Consider the following 24,580-nt stretch of genomic DNA (forward strand, 5'->3'; position numbering starts at 1 on the left):
TTGATTCAAATTTTTGGCAGTTTTATGCTTACATAAGGTGTTTATCCCGAACTTTGTTTTTCCGACAATATTCACAGAGATTTAAAAACCAAAATCATAAACTATAAATATATGAAAACCCGTGTTTTAGTGCTTATCTTCTCACTCATGGCGATGGCGTCAATGGCTCAGGAGAAAACTTCGATTTATAATCCAACCGATGTGTTTGACCCACTGATTAACTTTCATCCATCAACAGTTTATCGCAGTGCAGCCGGCCGACCGGGACCGCAATATTGGCAAAATCAGGCAAATTATGCTATCAAAGCAACCCTGGATCCGGAGAATCAAACCGTAAAAGGAACTGTTGAGATTACTTATATCAATAATTCTCCCGATCCACTTGATTTTCTATGGTTACAGCTCGACCAAAACCGATTTACTCAGGAATCACGAGGCTCAAAGGCCACTCCTATGTCAGTAGGTCGATATGGCCTCAAAAACTTTGAAGGTGGCTATAATATCAATAACGTACAGGCAAACAAAATCGGAAAAAAAGGCAAATCGGGGCCTTCGTTATTGAAAGAAACGGTCATCAGCGACACCCGTATGCAGGTTTTTCTAAGTAGTCCGCTGAAAACATCAGAGAAAGCTGTGGTGACCATGGATTTTGAGTTTAAGATTCCGCCCAATGGCTCAGACCGTTGCGGAATTTACAATGCCAAAGACGGAAAGATTTTTGAGATTGCCCAGTGGTATCCACGCATGTGTGTGTACGATGATCTGGAAGGTTGGAACACCAGCCCTTACCTTGGGGCCGGCGAATTCTATCTGGAATACGGCAATACAGAGTGCGAAATCACTGTGCCTTACAAACACGTGGTGGTAGGTACTGGAGAGCTAATCAACCCACAGGAAGTGCTCTCTAAAGGGGTTTATTCCAAACTCAAGGCTGCTTCAGCATCTGACAAAACCTTGATGATAATCAGCAAAGAAGACCTGGAGAAAGACGAGACTTATAATAAAAAATCAGGTTTAAATACCTGGAAATTTAAATGTGAAAATACCCGCGATGTAGCTTTTGCGGTGTCTGATATTTTTGTTTGGGATGCGGCCAGGGCTGTTTTACCTTCAGGAAAATCAATATTGGTGCAGTCGGTTTATCCTGCTGAAAACGGTGGTGAAGCAGCATGGGGAAGGTCAACAGAATACACCAAACACTCCATGGAGTTTTATTCCAAAACACTTTTTGAGTTTCCTTACCCTGCGGCAACCAATGTGGGTGGAATCGTGAGTGGGATGGAATATCCGGGCATAGTATTCTGTAGTGCCAAAAGTGATGGTCAGGAGCTGTTTGATGTAACTGACCATGAATTTGGACATACCTGGTTCCCGATGATTGTGGGAAGCAATGAGCGGAAATTTGCATGGATGGATGAGGGTTTTAACACTTATATCAACGGACTTTCCACCAAAGCTTTCAATAACGGAGAATATTACAAACCACAGAAAACGCAACAACTGGCGGGTTTAATGCGTATGCAGAAACCTATATTGGCTTCTCCCGATGCCATCACTGAGTTTGAGTTGGGTACTTTGGCATATTTCAAACCTGCGATTGGTCTGAAAATGTTGGGTGAAGCTGTGGTAGGAGAGGACAGGCTCAATTTTGCCATGAAAGAATACATTAATCGCTGGGCATTTAAGCATCCATCACCTTTTGATTTTTTCCATAGCATGGAAGATGTGCTGGGGGAAGATTTGGGTTGGTTTTGGAAGTCCTGGTTTATCAATAGCTATAAATTGGATCAGTCGGTAAAAGAAGTCAGATATCGTAATGGTCGGGCTGCTGACGGGGCAATAATCAGTATCGAAAACATGGAACAAATGCCAATGCCGGCAGAAGTGAGCATTAAAGAGAAAGATAAGGAACCTGTGACAGTGAAACTGCCGGTTGAAGTATGGATGAAGAATAAAGTATGGACTTTCCATTATCCTTCGACTACCGAACTGGAAAAAGTTAGTCTTGACCCGAGGGGTGTGCTGCCTGATGTAAATCAAAGCAACAACAGTTGGAAACCTAATCCCTGAAAATCTCCAGCAGACGGTCTATTTCTGCCTGATTTTCTTTTTCACCATTTTTATGAAATGCAAATGAAAGATTGGTGAGTATTCTGACTACGATATCCTGATTGGAGCAGGCCTTATAATATTTTGGTTCAGGTTCAATTTTGATTTGTTTCAGATACTCATCAATGTCTTTTTCTACAAAAATCTGCCCGCGGTTAAAGGCATTGATATAAAATTTATAGCCGGGATAATCAAAAATCAAAACGAAAAGATTGGGGAGGTTTACACCATAAATAGGCAGATTAAGCTTTTCGGCCAAAAGTATGTACAAGCTGCACAATGCCACCGGATTGCCCTTTTTCTGACTCAAAACAAGGTTAAACATGGAGTTACTGGATGAGTGGAAATTTTTGGTATTGGACTCAAAACCCTGCTCATCAAACAGCACATGGTTGATTACTTTTACCATATCTGCCGGGTGCATTTTTTCCTGAGTTCTGACCCAAATCTCATTCTTGATTTTGATGATTTCCTTTCTGAGAGGATCAATCTCGAGGTCGGGATATTGGTATTTTGCAATGAGCCAAAGGCCAGTCAATAAATCATAAGCCCCATCGTTTTTCCAGTTTAAAATTTCTTTTTCCAGTTTCTGGAATTGGATCTGATGAACAAGATTTTCGATTTTTTTTTGAATCACCGGATTTAGTCCATTTTGCTCCCATTCTTTTTCGAGCAATTCAACGGCTACATTTCCGAGTTCTTTTATCTGATTTTCAACGATTTGCACAACTTCGTTGTCGGTATCGTCAAGCAACGAAACCATGGCTTTTATATTAGGAAAAGACATAAGCATGTAATTTTGGCTCAATATTAGAAGTAAAAAATGTAAATACAAGTCTTTTTTTGAAAGTATTCTTATTTTTGTAAAAATTTACGGATTATGAAAGTTTTAGTGACCGGCGGAGCCGGATTTATTGGTTCACACACTGTTGTAGAGTTAGTTAATGCCGGTTACACACCTGTGATCGTTGACAACTTCAGTAATTCCGAAAAATCAGTTCTGAAAGGATTGAAAAATATCCTAGGTTTTGATGTCTCTTTTTATGAATTTGATTGCAACGATTTTAATAAACTAAAAGAAGTTGTAGAGGCTGAAAAAATAGAGGGAATCATTCATTTTGCAGCCTACAAAGCGGTGGGCGAATCTGTGGCAAACCCTTTGAAATATTATAGGAATAACCTTGGTTCCATGATTACCGTTTTGGAAGTGATGAAAGAAACCGGAGTTAAAAACCTGGTATTCAGTAGCTCATGTACAGTTTATGGCCAGCCCGATCATATTCCGGTTACGGAAGAAACCCCAAAGAAAAAAGCCGAATCACCTTATGGAAATACCAAGGCCATCGGTGAAGATATTTTGGAAGATGTAATCAAATCCGGCGAAAAGATGGATATTGTTGCTCTAAGGTATTTTAACCCAATCGGTGCACACCCGACTGCAGAAATCGGTGAATTGCCCAATGGAGTACCCAGCAACCTGGTGCCATTTATCACGCAAACGGCCATTGGTAAAAGAGAGCAATTGACAGTTTTTGGCAATGATTACGATACTCCTGACGGCTCCAATATCCGTGATTTTATTCATGTAGTTGATTTGGCCAAAGCTCATGTTTCTGCTTTGGAGCTTTTGAAAAGCAAATCAGGCAATTCTTATGATGTCTTCAATCTGGGTACAGGTGAAGGTAATTCGGTTTTGGAATTGATCAATACTTTCGAAGAAGTAAACGATTTGAAACTTAACTACAAAATCGGTCCCAGAAGGCCCGGTGATGTGGAAAAAATATACGGCGAGGTAACTAAAGCCGAAAAAATCTTGAATTGGAAAACCCAAATATCTCTTGACGAAAGTCTGGCAGATGCCTGGAGATGGGAACAAAAACTTAAAAATAACTGAAAATGAGTTTCGAGAAGAAAATTTGTATTACCGGTGGTGCCGGTTTCATTGGTTCACATGTAGTGAGATTGTTTGTGACGAAATATCCACAATATCAGATTGTTAATCTGGATAAACTGACTTATGCCGGTAACCTCCAGAATCTGAAAGATATTGAAAATGCTCCTAATTATGTTTTCGAGAAAGGCGATATTGTAGATGAGAATTTCATCAATCAGCTTTTTGAAAAATACCAGTTTGATGGAGTAATCCACCTGGCTGCTGAGTCTCATGTGGACCGGTCTATCACCGACCCGATGGCATTTGTAAAAACCAATGTAATCGGAACCTGCAATCTGCTCAATGCTGCCAAAACCATCTGGAAAGGTAATATGGAGGGCAAGAGGTTCTACCATGTTTCAACCGATGAGGTTTATGGCGAATTGCACAATCCTGAGGAGTTTTTCCTTGAGACCACTTCTTATGACCCTCGTTCACCATACTCGGCCTCAAAAGCTAGCTCTGACCACTTTGTGAGAGCTTATCACAATACATATGGATTGCCAATTGTGGTTTCCAATTGCTCTAACAATTACGGACCCAATCATTTTCCTGAGAAATTGATTCCATTGATGATCAACAATATCCGTAATTCAAAACCGCTTCCGGTTTATGGAAAAGGAGAAAATGTAAGAGACTGGCTTTTTGTAAAAGATCATGCCCGTGCCATTGATGTTATTTTCCACGGAGGTACAAATGGCGGAACCTATAATATTGGTGGAAATAACGAATGGAAAAACCTTGATTTGGTACATTTGCTATGTGATATTATGGATCAGAAGTTGGGCAATGCTCCCGAAACTTCAAGAGGATTAATCACTTACGTAAAAGATCGTGCCGGTCACGATTTAAGATATGCCATTGATGCCACCAAACTCATGAATGAGCTGGGTTGGGAGCCATCAGTTACTTTTGAACAAGGTCTGGCTCAAACCGTGGACTGGTATTTTGACAACTGGGATTGGATCGACAATATTACCTCAGGAAGTTACGAGAAATACTATCAGGAAATGTACGAAGCCAGCTAAACTGGTTTTCTATTTGTATTTTAATGAATATTAGAGTATCGCTGTATTAAAAAAATAAATTTCCCTTTGTAATTTCCCATCTCCCGGGGAGAGGGGGCAGGGGGTGAGGTTAAAAATAGTAAAATATGAAAGGAATTATTCTTGCCGGCGGAAGCGGCACACGTCTTCATCCACTTACCCTGGCAGTGTCAAAACAGCTAATGCCTGTTTACGACAAACCCATGATTTATTACCCATTGTCAATTTTGATGTTGGCAGGTATCAACGAGATATTAATTATCTCTACTCCTCATGATTTGCCACATTTCAAAAAACTTTTGGGAGACGGCTCACAGGTAGGTTGTAGGTTTGAATATGCCGAGCAACCCAGTCCGGATGGTCTTGCTCAGGCATTTATCATCGGTGCCGATTTTATCGGAAATGATAAAGTGGCTTTGGTATTGGGCGATAATATATTCTATGCCAGTGGCTTAAGTAAGCTTTTGCAATCTTGCAATGACCCTGATGGCGGAGTGGTTTTTGCCTATCCTGTGCATGATCCTGAAAGATATGGTGTGGTAGAATTTGATTCAGAATTTAATGCATTGAGTATTGAAGAAAAACCTGAAAAGCCAAAAAGCCATTATGCTGTGCCGGGATTGTATTTTTATGATAATGAAGTAGTTGATATTGCCAAAAACATCAAGCCTTCACCACGTGGAGAATTGGAAATCACTGATATTAACAGGGTTTATTTGGAAAGAGGAAAACTAAAGGTGGGCGTAATGACCCGTGGAACCGCCTGGTTAGATACCGGTACTTTTGCTTCTTTGATGCAAGCAGGTCAGTTTGTTCAGGTTATTGAAGAAAGACAAGGTCTAAAAGTGGGTTGTATTGAAGAAGTGGCTTACCGAATGGGCTTTATCGACAAAGATCAATTGATAAAAATTGCCCAGCCTCTGGTGAAATCAGGTTATGGTCAGTATTTGTTGAATTTGTTGAGATAAATAATAGATTTTAAATAAAAAAGCCCGATTCTGAGAGGATTCGGGCTTTTTGTTTGACTGAAAATCAATCCCTTATATTTGAATATTTAGTTTTAATTCTCCACCAAGTCCTAATTCAACTATTTTACGAAGGGTAGATAATCTTACTTCTTTGATATCATTTTCAATTTTTGAAATATACGATTTAGTTGTTCCAACTTTTTGGGCTAATTGCTCCTGAGTAAGACCTTTTTCAAGACGAGCTTCCTGCAACATTGCACCTATTTTGAAATTTTCATAACCGGCTTCAAGTTCATCTCGTTTAGGTGTACCACTTTTGCCAAAATGAATTTCCTTGAAGTCCTCTAAAGTCAATAAATTTTCATTTTTCATTTTCATAATCTTTTTTAATTCTCAAAGCTCTTTCTAATTCTTTTTTCGGAGTTTTCTGATCTTTTTTTTGAAAACCATTTGCAACTATTACCAATTTTCCATCATCAAAAAAGCAAAAAAATCGATAAATATCATTGGCAGATTGAACCCTGATTTCATAAAGTCCATTAGTGTTTTCAACGTGTTTTAAATAGGTTTCAGAGATATATTTTTGTTCCTCAATTAAATCAAATGTCCAGATAATTTTCTTTTGTACCTTTAAAGAAAGGGTTTTAAAGAAAATACTGAAGTAATCTTTATAGAAAACTATTTTTCGGTGCATTCAGTATTTATTTTTTAAAAAAATAAAAAAGTTGCCCTAAAGTGAAACTTTTTTTTTGTATTTGCAAAAAAAATAACAGAAATCTTGAAAATCGAAAAAAAAAAGCCCCAATTCTCTCGAATCGGGGCAAAATTAATATTTCCTAAATTTTCTCAATATTCATGAGGTAAGTCAATGTCCACCTTTTCATTCCATGGCAAACCATGTATATTTAGCAGTTCCATAAACGGATCCGGATTGAGTTCTTCTACATTATAAACACCCGGTTTCATCCACTCTTCATTGGTTAGCATAAGCATGGCTCCAATCATGGCCGGAACGCCAGTAGTGTAAGAAACTGCCTGAGATTTTACTTCTTTGTAAGCCTCAGCATGATGGCAGTTGTTCCAAACGTAATAGGTTCGTTCTTTTCCATCCTTGATACCTTTGATTTGGCAACCTATGCTGGTTTGACCGCTGTAGTTTTCTCCCAAAGATTCCGGAGCGGGCAATACTGCTTTCAAAAACTCCAATGGAACCACGTCCATTCCCTGAAATTTAATAGGCTCAATGCTGGTCATGCCCACGTTTTGCAAAACCTGAAGATGCGTAATATATTGCTGACCGAAAGTCATCCAGAATCTGGCTCTTTTTAGGGTCGGGAAGTTTTTTACTAAAGACTCAAGTTCTTCATGATATAAAACATAAGATTCTTTTGGTCCAATATTAGGATAATCGATGGGTTTGTGAATAGACATTGCCGGAATCTCTATCCATTCCCCATTTTCCCAGTAACGACCTGGCTGAGTAATCTCTCTGATGTTGATCTCAGGATTAAAGTTAGTTGCGAAGGCTTTGCCATGATCTCCGGCATTACAGTCAATGATGTCGAGAAAATGCATTTCGTCAAAATAATGCTTGTTTGCATACGCAGTATAGGCCTGCGTTACACCCGGGTCAAAACCACAACCCAATAAAGCCATCAGGCCTGCAGCTTTAAATCTCTCCTGATAGGCCCATTGCCAGCTGTATTCAAACTTCGCAACGTCTTTTGGCTCGTAATTGGCGGTATCCATATAATGCACACCGGTTTCCAGACATGCATCCATAATAGTCAGGTCCTGATATGGCAAAGCAACATTAATGACCATTTTTGGGCCAAATGAACGAATCAAAGCAGCCAGTTCGGGTACATTATCGGCATCAACCTGAGCAGTTTTGATACTTACACCATGCATTTCTTTGATATCTGCCGCTATGCGGTCGCATTTTGAGACAGTACGACTTGCCAGCATGATTTCAGAAAAAACCTGAGAATTAAGGGCACATTTGTGAGCTACAACAGTACCTACACCTCCTGCACCAATTATAAGAACTTTTGACATTTAATTGCTTGTAAATTAGATTTGGCTGCAAAAATACTAATACTTTTTTATGCCTGTTTGGTTTTTTTGTTAATGAAAATAAAAAAATAGAGAATAAATACTTTTCAACTTTATTTTAAGATTTTGTGTTAGCATAATAAATTCAAAATTCTGAAACAGTGAGATTACGCAGAAATACCCTTGTAGAAAGAGAAAAACAAAGAGAAGACAGTGGTTTTGGAACCAATGCCACCAGTACAACTGCACGTCTGATTGACCAAAGCGGAAATTTTAATGTAAAAAAAATAGGACAATCCCTGGAAGCCAGGGTGAATCTGTACCATAAACTGATCACCATGTCATGGCCTAAATTCGCATTTGTGGCTTTAGGTTTTTATCTCACTGTAAATCTCAGTTTTGGAATAGTTTATTATTATATCGGGATAGAAAACCTGATGGGAGTAGATAAAAGCCATGGACTTTCCGATTTTTGGGAAGCATTCTTTTTTTCTAGTCAAACCATGACTACGGTTGGTTATGGAAGGGTTAGTCCTGTTGGATATATCACCAATATCATAGCTTCGGTGGAAGCATTTTTGGGTCTATTATCTTTTTCAATTCTTACGGGTTTACTTTATGGAAGGTTTTCGAGGCCGGTACCCCGAATTTTATATTCTGAAAAAGCCATAATTGCCCCATATCTTGATATCAATGGTTTGATGGTCAGGATGGCCAATGAAAAAAGCAATCAGCTTATTAATGTGGAGGCAAGTATGATTTTTTCGAGAAACGAAATAGAAAACGGTATGGTCAAACGGAAATATTATGGACTAGACCTGGAAAGAAGCAAAGTGAAGTTTTTTGCAATGTCCTGGACGTTGGTTCATCCAATCACTGAAAAGAGCGTATTGTTTGGCGAAACACCCGAAAGTCTTAAAGCCTCTGACGCAGAAATTCTGGTTTCGGTTGAAGGTACAAACGATACTTTTGCTGACTATATTCATAGCCGGAAATCCTACCTATTCGACGAAATAGAAATGGGCAGGAAATTTAAGCCGATGCTTCTTGAGTCAACCGGAGATACTTATTTACTCGATCTTACCAAACTATCAGATACCTCAGAAATTGAATTAAATGCTTTGAAATCAGAAGATTAAGTTACTTCACTTCAATCATCTTTGTTCGTTCCGAAACTCCGTTTTCATTGATGGCCTCGATGGAATAATAATAGGTACTAAATTTATCCATACCTCTAAACCAATATTCATTGGCATTATGCACCATAATGCAATTGTAGAGCTTGTCCGGTGCAGTTCCATAGTAGATATTGTAGGCAAAAGCCTTGTTTTCAGGTCTCCAGCGAATCCAGGCACTGCGTTTATCTTTTTCGGTTCTTAATACCATAAAGTCTTTCACGGCATCAGGCCTGGCACCATTGCCATTTCCAAAAATTCTTAAACCGCTTATGGCAAATTTTCCGGTTGGCATGGATACATTTTCCAACTTGATAAACCGTGTCTGGACTGGAACCGAAAGCTCCACATATTCGTGAGGTACATCGGTTTGGTTATTGGATTTATCGACCAATATCGTCCATTTTTTGCCATCCACACTTGACCATAGTTTATATTGATGTTTGATATTCTGTATTTTACCTAAAAAAGCAGAATCGGCATCCTGGTCAGCGTAATTTATTTGAATGGCATTTACAGTAGAAATATTACCTAAATCTGTCTTAATCCATTCACCGGATTTTCCTGTGGAGGCAGACCAATAGGTTTTCATGCTTTCATCCACGGCATTGTTGGCCAAATATCCACCCAAAGTTGAGGAAACTTCCACAGGTTTATTGTAGTTGAGCAACATCCATCCTGTAAATGTCTTTTTTATATCCAAACCTTGAGAAGGTAGATAATGCGGATAATCACCAAAGGCGGTATTACACCACATCACATCATCTTTGTCAAATCCCGTAGGCCAAATTCCGATTCTTCTTTCAAAATTATTTTTGGTAGAAAGCTGAATGGTAGATACATGCCACCAGTTTTTCTGATTATCCTGAAATGATGCACCGTGTCCTGCACCACGGGCAAAACCGCCCACTTTCATACTCAATGGGTCAGGCTGAGCTTCCCAGGGGCCTAGCGGCGTTTTTCCAACCAAAACACCGTCGGCGTATCCACTCATTTCGGTTCCCGGAGCACCGTACTGTAGATAATATTTGCCATTGTGCTTATTTACTGTGGCTCCTTCAATGAAACCATCCAAAAAAGTGTCGTCCATATACTCACCAAATCGCTGCCAGCCATATCTCCATGATTCCAGAAAATACATTTCCTTTCTGGTGGTTTTGGGTTGCATGGTTTTTCGGTCAAGTTCAACACCGTATAAAGGGTATCGATTTGAGCTACCGTTGTACATATAAAATTTGCCATCATCGTCGGTGAAAAATGCCGGATCCCAGCCGCCGATTTCAAAATCATCTACTAAGGCGGTCCATTCGTTGGCTTTTGGGTTGGTACTCATCCAAATAGTAAATTCTCCGGTATAAGTAGAACCAAAAACTACCATGGTGTCACCGATTATTCCCACCGCCGGGGCACACAATTCGTCATATACTTTGTTTTTGGGCCTAAGAAACTTGCGGGAATGAAAAGTCCAGTTGGACATATCAGAACTATGCCAGTATCCCCATTGATTGGTGCTGAACATATAATAATCACCCTTATAATTTACAATCACCGGGTCGGCAGTGGCTCTGTGACGCCCCCATTCACTAAAATTGGGTATGGGTGTATATCCATAGTCCACATTGATAGGGTTACAATAGGTTTTTTGCTGGGCATTAAGAATATCAGAAATTGATATAATAATGAAAACTAGCAATAAAAGTCTTTTCATTTTTAGATTAAATAGATTTTGGGGCAATTTATTAAAAACCCCCAAAAAATAGATAAGTAATGATGTTATTTGACTACATCATGAAGAAATAAATTTCTCATACATTTAGATTTATTCAAATTTAGGTTTTTGGAATGTTTCGTTATAATAGAACTATAAATAATAGAAAAATGCATTTATTATTTTGAGGAGTTGAATCAGATAGGTTTTTCAATTCATTTCCAGGTTTTAATAAGATAAAAATTCTTTATATTTGTTTAAAAATAAAACTTGATGACAGTAAAAATTCCTGCTAATGCTCAAAAGGTTGAAATCGAAGCGGTTTTTTCCAAACTTAAGAAAAGCAATAAACCCTTAAAACCTCAGGATTTCATTGGGAAATTTCCTTTTAAAGGCGATAGTCTCGAATTTCAAAAAGATTTGAGGTGATGAATGAGTTTGCCATTTTTCTAGATACCAATACCCTTATTAATTTTTTATTAGGTGAAAATTTGGAAATGAAACTGGTAGAGAACAAATCCATTTTTATTTCTGAAATTACGGAAATGGAAATTCAATGTCAACCCGATTTTAATTCCACTCAACGTAAGGAATTAAAACGTTTTCTTTCTACTTTAACTATTGTCCGACTTAATAATGAAATTCGAGAAACCGCTATAAAAATAAGACTTTCCACTAAAATGAAGCTTATGGATGCAATCATTGCTTCTAGTTCTCAAATTTCAAATATTCCATTGGTTACTTGCGATACCAAGTTTGAATCAGTTAAAACTGCACAAATTATTTTGTTACCATCAATTAAAAACCGCAAATCTTAGTTTTTTTTAGTTTTTTTAAATCAAGTTTTACTGAATTTAATTTGTCCTTTTCATCGTTTGAGTTTTAACTTATTAGAATTTTTGAAATCAATGAAAAAACCTATACTATTACTTTTTCTTTCAATCAACATTTTTGCCCAAACCACTGACCGTGCTGCAAAAATCCAGACCCTCATCCCCGAAATCAATGCTAAATTTGAGGCGTTCCGAACACAGAATCATTTGTCGAGTGTATCCTATGCGATTTTGGTGGATGGCAAAATTATACATCAGACCAATAGCGGAGTTGTAAATTATAAAGCAAATAAGATTGCTGATAATCAGTCAGTTTATAGGATTGCATCCATGTCAAAAAGCTTCGCTTCTGTGGCGATTTTACAGCTTCGTGATGCAGGGAAACTTAAACTAGATGACCCGGTTTGGAAATATATTCCTGAAATAAAAGGCCAAAAGTATTCTAAAGATTCACCGGAAATCACGGTCAGACATTTGCTTACCCATGCGGCGGGTTTTCCGGAAGATAATCCCTGGGGCGACCGCCAGTTAGGAATTTCTGAAGCCGAAATGCTGAAAATGTTTAAGAAAGGAATTTCGTTTTCCAACGAACCCGGAGTTGCCTATGAATACAGCAATATGGGATTTGCCATGTTGGGTCAAATCATCAAAAACGTATCAGGACAGAGTTATCAAAGTTATATCATCAACAAAATATGGAAGCCTCTGGGAATGAATGATACCTATTGGGACTACACAAAAGTACCTGCTGGTCAGTTGGTAATGGGCTACCGGTGGCTGAGGGAGCAATACATTGAGCAGCCGCTTGAAGGTGACGGAGCGTATGGCATTATGGGCGGAGTTTTGACTTCTATTCAGGATTTTTCAAAATACATGGCCTTGCATCAGGATGCGTACAAATTTGAAGCTGCGGCATCAGCAATTTTGAAGAAAAGTTCTTTAAGAGAAATGCACTTTCCGGCCAATTTTAACAGCCTCAATAACCGTGGTTATACTGCTTTCGGAGAGCCTTGCAGTAATGTATCGTTTTATGGTTATGGCCTGAGAATCGACCAAAACTGCAACCAAATCAGGGCAGTGGGGCATTCGGGTGGTTTACCGGGTTTTGGTTCAGACTGGAAGATTCTGCCCAACTATGGCATCGGGATTGTGACATTTACCAACGGAACCTATGGCGGTGCTGCTTTGATGAACAATCAGATTCTCCCTTTTATTATCGAAAAAGCGGCATTATCCCCCATTCCATTCCCTGTTTCCCCGATATTGAAACAAAGACAAAATGAGTTGATGGCCCTGTTGCCATCCTGGGAAGGAGCTGAAAAGACCGGGATTTTTGCCGAAAATTTCTTTCTTGATTATTTCCCTGATTTACTCAAAGCCGAAGCAGAAGGTATTTTTGAAAAAGCAGGTAAGGTTTTAAAAATCAATGAGATAGTTCCTGAAAATGCTCTCAGAGGTAAGTTTTTGATAGAATGTGAAAAAGGAAAAGTGGAGGTGAGTTTCACGATGTCGCCCGAAAACCCACCATTGATTCAGGCTTACAGTATAAAGTTGAAATAATTTGAAGTAAAATTTCAAAAGCCTATTTTAATTTTACTTTTTCTACTCCATCAAAAGTCATTTTGATGTCTTTGATGGTATTGTCTTCGTTGAAAAACATCCGGTCGATACATACTACACGATGGTCACGATCCAGATTTGGAATAGGCCGACGATGATATACCATATACCAATCATCCGTATTTGGAATATTGATAACAGAATGATGTCCGGCACCAGTGGCAACTTTTTCATCAGCAACCAGAATTGTCCCTTTTTTCTCGAATGGCCCAAAAACATTATCAGAAATTCCGTAGGCTACTTTATATGTACCATTGGTCCAGCCACCCTCTGACCACATCAAATAATATTTTCCTTTTCTAATAAATAGGGTAGGACCTTCCACATAACCTTTTGGCGTGATTTCCTTCACCAAATCACCATTGGGATAGGGAACCAATGCTGTGAAATCATCATTGAGCTTTGCGATATTGCATCGTCCCCAACCGCCATAAATAATATAATACTGGCCATCTTTATCCAGGAAAACATACTGGTCAATTGGCTGGGCTTTATTGTAGAAATGATTTATCAGCGGCTTGCCCAGGTAATCCATGTATGGTCCTTCAGGTCTTGATGCAACTCCAATTCCAATTCCACCAATTTTATCATCTTTGTCGGGGTTATTTTCTCCAAAACCTTTTCTTTCAGCACTTTGAATATCATTTGCAGAAAAAAACAGAAAATATTTATTGTCTTTTTTTACAATACTTGGAGCCCACATGGCCATATGAGCCCATTTAATGGCAGAAGTATCGATGATTTTTGGATGTTTTGTCCAGTTTACCAAATCATTGGAAGAAAAAGCATCTAAAAATACCTGGTCTTTATATTTGGCAGAGAAAGTTGGGAATACCCAAAATTTATTATCCAGGATAACTCCCTCAGGGTCAGCATACCAGCCAGCGAATATCGGATTTCCGGAAAGTTTTTTATTCTTTTGAGCAGAAATTTTGGAAACGAATAACAAATAAATCAACAAGTAAAGCAGGCTTTTGGAATGCATTATTTAGTTTTTTTTCAGTTTTTATTTTTGGGTATAAATATCTGATTTCTTTTTTCGGGACCAAAATAAATTCGGATTTAGACTTAAAAAATTAAATTATTAGATTAACTAATTTTTTTTAATGTGATTTGGAAGAGCAAATTCTGTTTTTTGAATTAATTATTTAGATTTGCTTTAAAAAATCATAACATGCAAATTATCAAGTTAATCAATCATCCATTGGCTTTTGGATTGGAGCTGGTTTTGTTTTTTGGAGTGGGGTATTGGGGGTATTTTCAAGGTAAAATCACTTTGGCTAAATGGGGAATTGCCATTCTTTGTTTTATGATTTTAGTAATACTTTGGGCATTGTTTGCAGCACCAAAATCAGGAATGAGATTAAAGTATCCTATGCTCAATATTTTCAAATTATTGATTTTTTCTACCGGAACATTGGCCTTTTGGAATCTTGGAAAGACCTGGTTGGCAATAGTTTATACGCTACTTTTTGTTTTGAGTGTTGGGCTGTCATATCTGGAAGAAACTTCCTAAGCCTTATTTCCAGATTCTTTTGAGATCGTAAATATTGCCTGATTTCAATATTGCTTTTCCGCCTTTGGCATAAAGAAAGGTTTTAGTGAAATATTCATTGGGGAAAAACAAATCAGTCATGGCTATTTTGCCATCATTTACGAAAACCTCGATGGAAGCATTGTCAATCAAAGCTCTTATTTTTAGCTTTTTATCTGTCATTGGGGCCGAATGAATTTTAGGGAATTTTTCAGAAAATCCGGAAATTCCTGCTTGAGTACGGTCAATAAAAACTTCCTTTTTGATTTTGTCATAACCAAAAACCAACTGCTCGTTTTTCGAATTTCTCAATATAAAACCCAACTCTCCTGCGGAAGATTTTTCTAAATCGAAATCTAAAATCAGTTCTTTATAAATATGTTGGTTATCTATTTCTATTTCAGAATTAATTTCCATTTTTCCAATCATTTTACCTGAATTTCGAAGTGTATTGAATTGATATACAGGTAACTGTGAAAGTTTGTATTCGTCTTCCGATTTGTAAAGTGAAAGTTTTCTGGGCACAGTCATACCACTTCTCCAGGTGCTGGTGGGTGTACTTTGGGCGTAATCGTCCCAGTTTGACATCCAACCAATGTATATTCTTTCCTTATTGGGAGCGTTGAACCAGGTTACCCCGGCGTAGTTATCTGCACCATAATCCAGCCAAAGAGTAGTGCCTGGAGGGTTATCATTTTTAAATGTTTTTCCATCAAAATGCCCTACAAAATATTGAGTACCAGAACCTCCATTTATAGCTCCCCGACCAATATTTTGAATCAAGATCCATTTTTCGATACCGTCAGCGGCTTTTATTGGGAAGAAGTCCGGGCATTCCCATACACCTCCATGTGCACCGTCATTTTCTCCAAAAGAACTGGCAAAAGTCCAGTCTTTAAGGTTGGGTGAAGTGAAAAGCTCGAGATGCTGTCCTACAGCCAGTGGCATCACCCAATGTTGACTTTGCTCATGCCAAAATACTTTAGGATCACGAAAATCCACATCACCTTTATTAGGCAAAACCGGGTTAGCTGAGTATTTGGTCCAGGTGCGGCCTTTGTCCAGACTATAGGCAATCCCCTGCGACTCGCGGTCAGTTCTGCCGGCTTTTTCTTTTTCCATGTCATGATACGTGAAAATAGCCACTAGTGGTTTTTCCTTTCCGGTTTGAAATCCTGTTGTATTTTTTTCATCCACCACGATACTCCCCGAAAAAATATAACCCAGAGAATCGGGAAAAAGAGCGATGGGTAAATGCTCCCAATGTACCAGATCTTTACTAATGGCATGGCCCCAATGCATAGGCCCCCAAACAGTTTTATCGGGATAATGCTGATAAAATAAATGGTATTCTCCGGCATAATAAACCAGCCCATTTGGATCGTTCATCCAGCCTTTTTCAGGAGTAAAATGAAACTGAGGCCGGTATTTTTCCTGATAATATCCATTGGATTGAGCATAAAGTAAATTGAAATATAAGGTGCTCAAAAATAAAAAGATAGTAAATGTTTTTTTCATAGTTTAAAGTAGTTTGGTCAAATTTAAACCATTTAATATTTTGTTTTTAATTTTTCTCCTAAACCTTTTGCCGGAAATTAATAATTCAAATTTTCTAAATTGTCCTTTTTCGATTATCTTGACCCCAGGAACTTTATCAAATGCTATGTTAACCCGAAACCTCTTAATTCTCCTTTTATTTTCTAGTCAGATTTTTGCCCAAAATGAAAATCTCAAAAAACTTGACGAATCATTGATTACACTCAATAAAAGAGCTTTATTCAATGGTGTGGTACTTGTAGTCGAAAAAGGAAAAATTTCTTATCAAAAAGCTCTTGGCTATTCTGATTTGGGACAAAATCAAAAACTGAATCTTCAGTCCTCATTTAATCTGGCGTCGGTTTCAAAGCAGTTTGTGGCCATGCTTATTATGATTCAAAAGGATAAGAAATTGCTCAATTTTGATGACCCTGTTTCCAAGCATTTACCTGCTTTTCCTTATCCCAAAATCACCATCAGGCATCTTTTGACTCATACTTCCGGTTTGCCCGAGTACTTTGATCTGGCTGATGAATATCTTAATACTTTGGACACGCTCAGCAATGCCAAAATGCTTAAGCTTTTGGCCCAGTATAAACCCAAAACCGGATTTGCCCCAGGTAAAAAATGGGAATATTGCAATACCGGATACGTTTTGTTGGCTTCAATTGTAGAAAAAAATGCCCGCATGTCTTTTGAAGAATACTTTCAACAACAGATAGTGATTCCTTTGGGCTTGAAAAATACCTATGCATTTTATTTGAATATGAAAAAGCCTGACCCCCGCTCTAAAAAGAGAGTTTTGGGTTTTGAGAGGAAAAACGGAAAATATGTTTTAAATGACCTGATTAGGTTGGATGGAGTAGTAGGTGATGGAAATATTTACAGTTCGGCTGAGGATTTGTTGATATGGGCTCAAAAACTCAAAACTCTGGTAAAATCAGATACATGGAAGGAAGCCACCACACCGGTAAAATTAAGCGATGGAAGCATAGAAGATTATGGCTTTGGATGGGAACTCGACAAAAATATAATCAGTCACACCGGTAACTGGGTAGGATTTAATAATTGGATTGAAATCAATGAGAAAAAGCAAACGGTGACTATCGTCTTGACCAATGGCAGCAATGAAAAGGCGGTTGATTTGATTCCTGATATTTTAGAAGGGAAAAAAGTTAAAATACCTGTTTCAAAACTCATTCAGAATATCAATTTAATTGATGGAACCGGGACAGCCTCCCGAATGACGTCGGTAAGGATTTTGGAAAATAAGATTTCGGAAGTTGGTGACCTACAATCGTTTGAAGAAGAGGAGGTTACAGATGGCCAGGGTAAGGTGCTTGCTCCCGGCTTTATTGACTCGCATAGTCATCACTATGGAGGGTTGAGTAAAAACCCTGCTGGTTTGCCTGCTACCAATCAGGGAATTACGACTATCGTGATTGGTCAGGATGGAGGGAGCTATCCTATGGACACTCTTGAATCTGACCTGAAAAACTATCCGGTTGCAATAAATGTGGCTTCTTATACCGGTCATTCCACACTGAGGGGTAAAGCGATGGGTGTGAAGAGTCTGTTTCGGACCGCTAAACCCGAAGAACTAGCAAAAATGAAAGGCTATCTGGAGCAGGAAATGAAAAAAGGATCATTAGGACTTAATACCGGTTTAGAATATGAATCGGCTTTTTTTTCTAATAGAGACGAGGTGCTTGAGCTCGCAAAAGTGGCTGCGAAGTATGGAGGTAGATACATGAGTCATATCAGAAGTGAAGATGTGAATTTTGTGGAAGCCATGGATGAAATCATAAATATTGGCCGACAAACCGGGATGCCTGTACAGATATCTCATATAAAAATTGCTAAAAAAGATCAGTGGGGGAAATCTGTGGAAGTACTAGCCAAACTTCAAAAAGCCCGATCAGAAGGTATCAATATTACTGCAGACTGCTATCCTTATAATTTTTGGAATTCTACACTCAGAGTTTTGTTTCCAAACAGGGACTATACCAATCCGGAAAGTGCGGAATTTGCTGTAAATCAACTTTTTGATCCTTCTATGTCTTTTTTGGTAAGATATGCTCCCGAAAAAACCTTTGCCGGAAAAACCATTTCGGAAATTGCAGAAATCAGAAATGAAAAGCCTTCAGAAACGCTGATGAAACTGATAGCTGAAGCAGCTGCATTTGAAGAAAAATATCCTGATTTTGATGAAGGGATAGAAACCATCATGGCCAAAGCCATGGACGATACCGACGTGGCCAATTTTCTTCAATGGCCTCAGACCAATATATGTTCTGATGGTTCATCGTCAGGGCATCCTCGTGGTCATGGTACATTCACAAGGGTTTTGGGAAGATATGTTAGAGAGCAAAAACTATTATCTTTGGAATCGGCTATCTACAAAATGACCGGACTTACAGCTGAAAATCTTGGGATTTCAGACCGTGGAATCATTGAGCCCGGCAGATATGCCGATCTGGTGTTGTTTGATCCTGAAACAGTGATTGACAATGCTGATATTAAAGATGGGAAAGCATTGAGCAGTGGAATTATGAAAGTTTGGGTAAACGGAGAATTAGTTTTGGAAAATAATAAACCCACAGGGATTTACCCCGGGGTTTTGATAAAGAGACAGATAAATGAGTAGAGCGATAGTATTGACCAATGGTCTTTTAGTAAAAAATGATGCGAAAACCGCCCATGGACTGATACGGGGTACCGAAAGATTTGAGATTATTGGGGTGGTAGACTGCCCCGAAACAGCCGGAAAAGACGCCGGTGTGATTTTGGATGGAAAACATAGAAATATTCCTGTTTTTGCCGATTTTCAGGAGGCTATTGATAATCTGAAAAACATAGAAACCCTTGTGATTGGCGTGGCAACAGTCGGTGGAGTTTTGCCAAAAGATATGTTTCAGATCATCAGGAAAGCGATAAAAACTAAAATTTCTATCGTAAATGGCTTGCATGAATACCTCAATGAAAAGCCCGAATTGGTAGAGCTTGCTGATTTTTATGGCGTTAGTCTCACAGATGTCAGGCGACCCAAAAAGCGGGAAGACCTGAGTTTTTGGACGGGTGATATTTTCAAAGTAAAATCCAAAATCATCGCTGTGATGGGTATGGATTGTGCCATGGGTAAGCGTACCACCGCCCGTATGCTCACACAGATGTGTAAGAAAAATACCATGAAAGCTGAAATGGTATATACCGGCCAAACCGGCTGGCTACAAGGCGGGAAATACGGATTTATTTTTGACGCTACCCTCAATGACTTTGTGTCGGGTGAACTCGAAAATGCAATAGTATCTGCCTGGAAAGAAACCGAAGCTGATTTTATTTTTCTGGAAGGCCAATCTTCTCTGCGAAACCCAAGCGGGCCGTGTGGTTTTGAATATCTTATATCAGGAAATGCTAAATTTGTGGTTTTGCTACATTCACCCAAACGTAAATATTTTGACGATGATGAGCATTGGGGCGAAATACCCTCTGTTGAATCGGAAATAGAATTGATAGAAAAACTTGGCTCAAAAGTGATTGCCCTGGCTCTTCATACTGAAAAATGTAGTGATGCCGAAGCAATAGATTTTCAGAAGTATTATGAGGAAAAGCTAAAAATACCTGTACTTTTACCCATTCAGGAAGGGGTAGAAAAACTATTGCCCGTATTGAAAGCTTTGAAATAAATTTATTAAATATCCTCAGCATTCCATTTGGAGAGTGGGTGGGGCGGTCCGACGTATCGGTGAGGTAAAAAATGAAAATAAAAAACATAAAACCCTATCTAAAACACCTTCCACTTACCAAGCCTTACACTATCGCTTATAACACTTTTACAGATGTAGAGCTGGTTTTTTTAGAAATTGAGCTTGAAAATGGAATCATTGGAATTGGTTCTGCAAGTCCTGCTGAAGAAGTAGTTGGGGAGACGTCAGCTCAAACTTTGGGTAACTTAAATACAGAGTTTGTTCCAAACCTTATTGGCCGGGATATCCGACATTTTAAACAAATAATTTTTGAAACGCATCAACATTTTCCAAATTTACCTGGTACGCAGGCTGCCATTGATATTGCCCTTCATGATACTTTCGGGAAATTTCTGGGTATTTCTATATCTGACTTTTATGGACAAAAAATAGAATCCCTGCCCACATCGGTCACCATTGGCATTATGAATGTGGTAGAAACCCTGAAAGAAGCCGAGAAGTTTAAAAATCTGGGTTTTAGAATTTTGAAAGTAAAAACCGGTCACAATGTTGAAGAAGACATTGAGCGTTTGAAAAAAATCCATGAAAAATACGGCAATAGCTTTAAAGTGAGAGTTGATGCCAACCAGGGTTACAATGTAAATGAACTTTTAAAGTTTGTAAGAAATACCGAAAAACTGGGTTTGGAATTGATAGAGCAGCCTGTTCCAGTAGGCAGAGAAAAAGATTTGATGAAAATCGACAACGAAATCAGGCAGATTTTGTGTGGTGACGAGTCGATGAAAAACCCCAAATATGCTTTGATGTTTGCCTCCGAGCCAAAACCATTTGGGATTTACAACATCAAACTTATGAAGTGCGGAGGCTTAATAGGTGCATTTGAAATCGCCAACATTGCCCAAAATGCGGGCATAGATTTGTTTTGGGGTTGTAATGATGAAAGTATAGTCAGCATTACAGCGGCACTACATGCTGCCTATTGTTGTCCTAATACCAAGTACATTGACCTTGACGGAAGTTTTGATCTTGCTGAGGACTTGGTGAATGGTGGTTTTAGCATAGATGACGGGTATTTAAGAATCAATAAAAAGCCTGGATTTGGATTTGAGAAAAACAAATGAAATGCCGCCGGCAGAAAGTATATAGCCAATTAGAAATAAAATGACTAAACTCGAAGCAAAAATAGGATTAAGGTCTGCCAGTATTTTGGTGGTGAGTGTGATTGTGGGATCGGGGGTTTTTAAGAAAATAGCCCCGATGTCAGCTGAGCTGGGTTCACCTATTCTGTTGATTCTATGCTGGGTTTTGGCCGGGATTATTAGTCTGTTTGGAGCACTCTCTACCGCCGAAATGGCCAGTATGTATCCCAATAGCGGAGGCGAATATCAATATTTTCAAAAGATTTACGGTCGTTTTTTTGCGTTTACTTATGGCTGGGGCAATTTTACGGTCATGAAATCAGCAGCCATTGCTGCATTGGCCTATATTTTCGCAGAATCTCTCAATAGTCTGGTACACTTTCCGGTAATTGCTTATGAGATTAATCTTTTTGGAATAAATTTTCTTGAAAATGCTTCCATAAAAATCCTTGCTTCAGGATTGATTTTAGTTTTGACCTGGTTCAATTTCCGTGGAGTTACCGTAGCCGAAAAACTAAGTAATGGCTTGACCTATCTCATGTTTGCCGCGGTTCTGATTTTTATAGTTTTGGATTAAGCTCAGGAATCGGAAGCTGGACAAATCTAACTCAAAAAAGCCTAAATTTTGACCATTCGAAACTGGAAGGTTGGGGAATACTGAAAGCCATGACTATTGCGAGTTTGGGTGCTTTTTGGGGCTACGAAGGCTGGAATCACATTGGTTACATAGGTGAGGAGGTTAAAAATCCTAAGAAGAACCTTCCGCTGGCTCTGACTTTTGGCACTTTGATAGTTATTTTGATTTACGTGATGCTGAATGTAGTATTTGCCTACACCCTTCCAATCGATTATTTCATTGGCTTGAATGATTCCCCCAATAAAATAGCCGCAATAGAAGTGGCCAATACGCTTTGGGTGGGCGTTGGCGGAGTCTTCATTGCAGGATTGATAGTGGTTACTACGCTTAATTCCACCAATAGCTCCATACTAATGTCGGCAAGGATCTTGTACGCCATGGCCAGAGACGGTTTGTTTTTCAAAAAGGCAGATTCCGTGCATAAAAATTATCATACGCCCGATGTGGCCTTATGGTTGCAGGCGTTTTGGTCCGTGCTATTGGTGTGGTCAGGTAGTTTTGATCAACTCACTGATATGCTGGTGTTTGCATCCTTTATTTATTATGGAGCCACTGCTCTCGGGGTTATTATTTTAAGGATTAAAGCTCCTGATGAGGAAAGAAATTATCGGGTTCCTTTATATCCTTTCATTCCTGCCATCTTTGTGATTTTCTGCATTATACTTTTGATAATCACCATTTTTAATCAACCCAAAGAGGCACTTTTTGGATTATTTCTGATTTTTTCGGGAACACCTTTTTATTTTTTCTGGAGGAATAGAAAATCTTTTTAGAACCTAAAAGGCATAAATATAAACAATAACCTAGAATTCAGGAACTTATTGGCCTAAATCCATACTACGAACTCAGTGAAAAGCTGCGAAAACTACTTATATTCTTTCCAACTTAATAGGGTAGGTTTTCTTAGAGGCCCACTGCGGAATATACAGATTTTCGTCAGAGTCAACACACACATCATGGGGATGAAGGAATACACGGGCGGGGTCTTGCTTGCTTTGAGTTTGCAGTTTGCCGTTGACATAGCTTGGCTCTGTGGCACCTGGTGAGGAGATGACCTTATTGTTTTTATCCAGAATCTGAATGTATCCCGAGTCAGCAATACTCTCCGAAGTGGAGCGATAAACCGCACCATAGAGATTTTGACCCTTTAATACCGGCCTGCAAATGAAGGAACCGGGTAGGTCAATCTGCGAAAGGAAGTTGCCATTGAGGTCAAACTGTTTCCAGCACTGCTGCTGTCTGGAAGTGATAATAAGGGTGGTTTTATTTTTGATGCGGGTATCAAACAGAATGCCGTGATTGCATTTAAACTGGCCTGGGGCGTCACCATTGCCACCAAAATGACGGATATATTTTCCTTTGGAATTGTACTGAATCACAAAGTTTTTACCATAACCATCTACCACAAATATATCGCCATTCACTGGATTTACTGCCGATTCTGTAGGGACAAACTGCCCCGGATATTGGTATTCGCCGGTTTCCTTTGGATATTCTATTTTGAAAATTTCACGTCCTTTTAGGTCAGTTTTAATGACCTGATTTCTTGCATTGTCACAAATCAAAAGAAACTGCTCGCTACCCTGATTAAAAATCGTAAGGCCATGAGCTCCGGGATAACTATTGCCCCAGGTTTCAAGCAATTTTCCCGATTTATCATAAATCAAAATATTGTTTTTGGTCTCATTGGTACACATAATAAGCCTGCCTTTCGCATCTTCAACCATCTCATGGCAGTCGTTCACGGGGTTTTTACCTGCATCCAATATACCCCAGCCTATCTTTACTTTGTATTTGTGGCTATTGTGACCTATAATTATTTCATCATTTTTGCCAAAGCTTAGACCAGGCATGGGTTGTAACAAGGAGCTCGCTCCGCTGATTTTAAGGAAGTTTCGTCTGTTGAGATACAAGTGTTAATAAAAGGTTGAGAACCAAAGATATTAAGATTCACCAAACTTTACAAAAAAGACAAAAAATTAAGGAATTCAGTTGGCAGTGTTGGTAAGGTCAGTGAAATTCTGTGTTCTGACCTTGAACCTTGGACGACCCTCATCTGTAAGTATTATGAAGCTATTCGAAATTGTTCTGCCATGCGGGAAGATATACCCGCCCTGAATATTTTCGTTAATGGTTCTGGTCTTACCATCGGCAGTTTTTTCAGTTCTTGAATAGGGTACATAGAAAGGTTTTGCCTTTAAATTTCCACCTTTTGATGTTAGTCTTTTTCCATTTGCATTGATACATTCAAATCGGGCAATTGCCGAGGGGTCGCCTTCAAAAAAAGACAATATTTTGTTTTGATTGATATAAATAAGTTGGCAACCGCTCACATTTTTGGCCGAAATTGTAACTTCAAAGCGGTTATATTCTTTGACTTTACTTTCATTGGTGATTACATAAAAATAGTCCACGCCATCAATATTTACGGCTTTGTTTTCAAGCACATCAGTAAATTCCTGAGCGTAAGAAGCTTTGAAAATACTTAATAATGAGATGATTGTAATTGAAAAGATTAGTTTTTTCATGGTAATTTTTTTTACCAAAAATAGTGAAATTTATATTATATAGTAATTCTTT

The 24,580-nt window shown here is 38.7% G+C and carries 21 protein-coding genes and 1 pseudogene; 13 read left to right on the forward strand and 9 right to left on the reverse strand.

Features of this window, described 5'->3' with window-relative positions; all coding sequences use genetic code 11:
• Positions 1–111: 111 nt before the first annotated feature.
• Entirely contained in the window at positions 112–2,070 is a 1,959-nt protein-coding gene (locus IPP61_14515) for a M1 family metallopeptidase (GenBank protein ID MBL0326371.1), read from the forward strand.
• Here the strand turns inward: IPP61_14515 and IPP61_14520 are convergent.
• Complete coding sequence (locus IPP61_14520) at positions 2,060–2,896, reverse strand: transglutaminase family protein (GenBank protein ID MBL0326372.1); 837 nt, start codon at positions 2,894–2,896, stop codon at positions 2,060–2,062. The two genes, IPP61_14515 and IPP61_14520, sit on opposite strands and share 11 nt — an antisense overlap.
• A 93-nt stretch (positions 2,897–2,989) precedes the next feature.
• Between IPP61_14520 and galE the strand changes: the two genes are divergently transcribed.
• From galE to rfbA, 3 genes are all read left to right on the forward strand, one after another.
• Positions 2,990–4,003, forward strand: coding sequence for a UDP-glucose 4-epimerase GalE (galE, locus tag IPP61_14525; protein ID MBL0326373.1), 1,014 nt, complete (start codon positions 2,990–2,992; stop codon positions 4,001–4,003).
• 2 nt (positions 4,004–4,005) lie between these two features.
• Positions 4,006–5,070: a dTDP-glucose 4,6-dehydratase gene (gene rfbB / locus IPP61_14530; GenBank protein ID MBL0326374.1), complete on the forward strand. Its 1,065-nt coding sequence runs from the start codon at positions 4,006–4,008 to the stop codon at positions 5,068–5,070.
• Positions 5,071–5,195: 125 nt separating this feature from the next.
• Positions 5,196–6,056: a glucose-1-phosphate thymidylyltransferase RfbA gene (gene rfbA, locus IPP61_14535; GenBank protein MBL0326375.1), complete on the forward strand. Its 861-nt coding sequence runs from the start codon at positions 5,196–5,198 to the stop codon at positions 6,054–6,056.
• A gap of 72 nt (positions 6,057–6,128) precedes the next feature.
• Here the strand turns inward: rfbA and IPP61_14540 are convergent, their stop codons facing one another.
• The 3 genes from IPP61_14540 to IPP61_14550 all read right to left on the reverse strand — a co-directional run bounded on the left by IPP61_14540 (position 6,129) and on the right by IPP61_14550 (position 8,114).
• Positions 6,129–6,434 carry a helix-turn-helix transcriptional regulator gene (locus IPP61_14540; GenBank protein MBL0326376.1) on the reverse strand — a complete coding sequence of 102 codons (306 nt, stop codon included), beginning with the start codon at positions 6,432–6,434 and terminating at the stop codon, positions 6,129–6,131.
• Positions 6,418–6,750 (reverse strand): type II toxin-antitoxin system RelE/ParE family toxin, encoded by a 333-nt coding sequence (locus IPP61_14545; protein ID MBL0326377.1) that lies wholly within the window; start codon positions 6,748–6,750, stop codon positions 6,418–6,420. Before IPP61_14545 ends, IPP61_14540 begins: the two co-directional genes overlap by 17 nt.
• A gap of 152 nt (positions 6,751–6,902) precedes the next feature.
• Positions 6,903–8,114, reverse strand: a complete 1,212-nt coding sequence (locus tag IPP61_14550; GenBank protein ID MBL0326378.1) for a saccharopine dehydrogenase family protein — start codon at positions 8,112–8,114, stop codon at positions 6,903–6,905.
• 158 nt (positions 8,115–8,272) lie between these two features.
• Here IPP61_14550 and IPP61_14555 point away from each other — a divergent pair, with 158 nt between their 5' ends.
• Positions 8,273–9,250 (forward strand): potassium transporter, encoded by a 978-nt coding sequence (locus tag IPP61_14555; protein ID MBL0326379.1) that lies wholly within the window; start codon positions 8,273–8,275, stop codon positions 9,248–9,250.
• 1 nt (position 9,251) lies between these two features.
• Here the strand turns inward: IPP61_14555 and IPP61_14560 are convergent, their stop codons facing one another.
• A complete protein-coding gene (locus IPP61_14560) occupies positions 9,252–10,994 on the reverse strand; it encodes a family 43 glycosylhydrolase (protein ID MBL0326380.1) in 1,743 nt (580 codons plus the stop codon).
• Between the two features lie 273 nt (positions 10,995–11,267).
• On the opposite strand from IPP61_14560, the gene IPP61_14565 reads away from it, so the two are divergent.
• From IPP61_14565 to IPP61_14575, 3 genes are all read left to right on the forward strand, one after another.
• Entirely contained in the window at positions 11,268–11,423 is a 156-nt protein-coding gene (locus IPP61_14565) for a hypothetical protein (GenBank protein MBL0326381.1), read from the forward strand.
• A complete protein-coding gene (locus IPP61_14570) occupies positions 11,423–11,812 on the forward strand; it encodes a PIN domain-containing protein (protein MBL0326382.1) in 390 nt (129 codons plus the stop codon). The genes IPP61_14565 and IPP61_14570 overlap by 1 nt, the downstream gene beginning before the upstream one ends.
• A 90-nt stretch (positions 11,813–11,902) precedes the next feature.
• Positions 11,903–13,387, forward strand: a complete 1,485-nt coding sequence (locus tag IPP61_14575) for a beta-lactamase family protein (GenBank protein ID MBL0326383.1) — start codon at positions 11,903–11,905, stop codon at positions 13,385–13,387.
• 22 nt (positions 13,388–13,409) lie between these two features.
• Here IPP61_14575 and IPP61_14580 read toward each other — a convergent pair whose 3' ends face one another.
• Complete coding sequence (locus IPP61_14580) at positions 13,410–14,432, reverse strand: family 43 glycosylhydrolase (protein ID MBL0326384.1); 1,023 nt, start codon at positions 14,430–14,432, stop codon at positions 13,410–13,412.
• A 189-nt stretch (positions 14,433–14,621) separates the two neighbouring features.
• Here IPP61_14580 and IPP61_14585 point away from each other — a divergent pair, with 189 nt between their 5' ends.
• Positions 14,622–14,963 (forward strand): YrdB family protein, encoded by a 342-nt coding sequence (locus tag IPP61_14585; protein MBL0326385.1) that lies wholly within the window; start codon positions 14,622–14,624, stop codon positions 14,961–14,963.
• Positions 14,964–14,966: 3 nt separating this feature from the next.
• On the opposite strand, the gene IPP61_14590 is transcribed toward IPP61_14585, so the two are convergent.
• Positions 14,967–16,499, reverse strand: coding sequence for a glycoside hydrolase family 32 protein (locus IPP61_14590; protein MBL0326386.1), 1,533 nt, complete (start codon positions 16,497–16,499; stop codon positions 14,967–14,969).
• A 145-nt stretch (positions 16,500–16,644) separates the two neighbouring features.
• Between IPP61_14590 and IPP61_14595 the strand changes: the two genes are divergently transcribed.
• The 4 genes and pseudogenes from IPP61_14595 to IPP61_14610 all read left to right on the forward strand — a co-directional run bounded on the left by IPP61_14595 (position 16,645) and on the right by IPP61_14610 (position 22,773).
• Positions 16,645–19,164 (forward strand): serine hydrolase, encoded by a 2,520-nt coding sequence (locus IPP61_14595; protein ID MBL0326387.1) that lies wholly within the window; start codon positions 16,645–16,647, stop codon positions 19,162–19,164.
• Entirely contained in the window at positions 19,157–20,203 is a 1,047-nt protein-coding gene (locus IPP61_14600; GenBank protein MBL0326388.1) for a DUF1611 domain-containing protein, read from the forward strand. The genes IPP61_14595 and IPP61_14600 overlap by 8 nt, the downstream gene beginning before the upstream one ends.
• Before the next feature lie 71 nt (positions 20,204–20,274).
• Positions 20,275–21,345, forward strand: coding sequence for a dipeptide epimerase (locus IPP61_14605; protein MBL0326389.1), 1,071 nt, complete (start codon positions 20,275–20,277; stop codon positions 21,343–21,345).
• A gap of 40 nt (positions 21,346–21,385) precedes the next feature.
• A pseudogene (locus tag IPP61_14610) lies at positions 21,386–22,773 on the forward strand (amino acid permease).
• A gap of 96 nt (positions 22,774–22,869) precedes the next feature.
• Here the strand turns inward: IPP61_14610 and IPP61_14615 are convergent.
• Both IPP61_14615 and IPP61_14620 read right to left on the reverse strand, forming a co-directional pair.
• Positions 22,870–23,853 carry a 6-bladed beta-propeller gene (locus IPP61_14615; GenBank protein MBL0326390.1) on the reverse strand — a complete coding sequence of 328 codons (984 nt, stop codon included), beginning with the start codon at positions 23,851–23,853 and terminating at the stop codon, positions 22,870–22,872.
• Positions 23,854–23,988: 135 nt separating this feature from the next.
• Positions 23,989–24,528: a hypothetical protein gene (locus IPP61_14620; GenBank protein ID MBL0326391.1), complete on the reverse strand. Its 540-nt coding sequence runs from the start codon at positions 24,526–24,528 to the stop codon at positions 23,989–23,991.
• Between the last annotated feature and the right edge of the window lie 52 nt (positions 24,529–24,580).

The organism is Cytophagaceae bacterium (assembly GCA_016722655.1).
Classification (GTDB): Bacteria; Bacteroidota; Bacteroidia; order Cytophagales; family Spirosomataceae; genus Leadbetterella.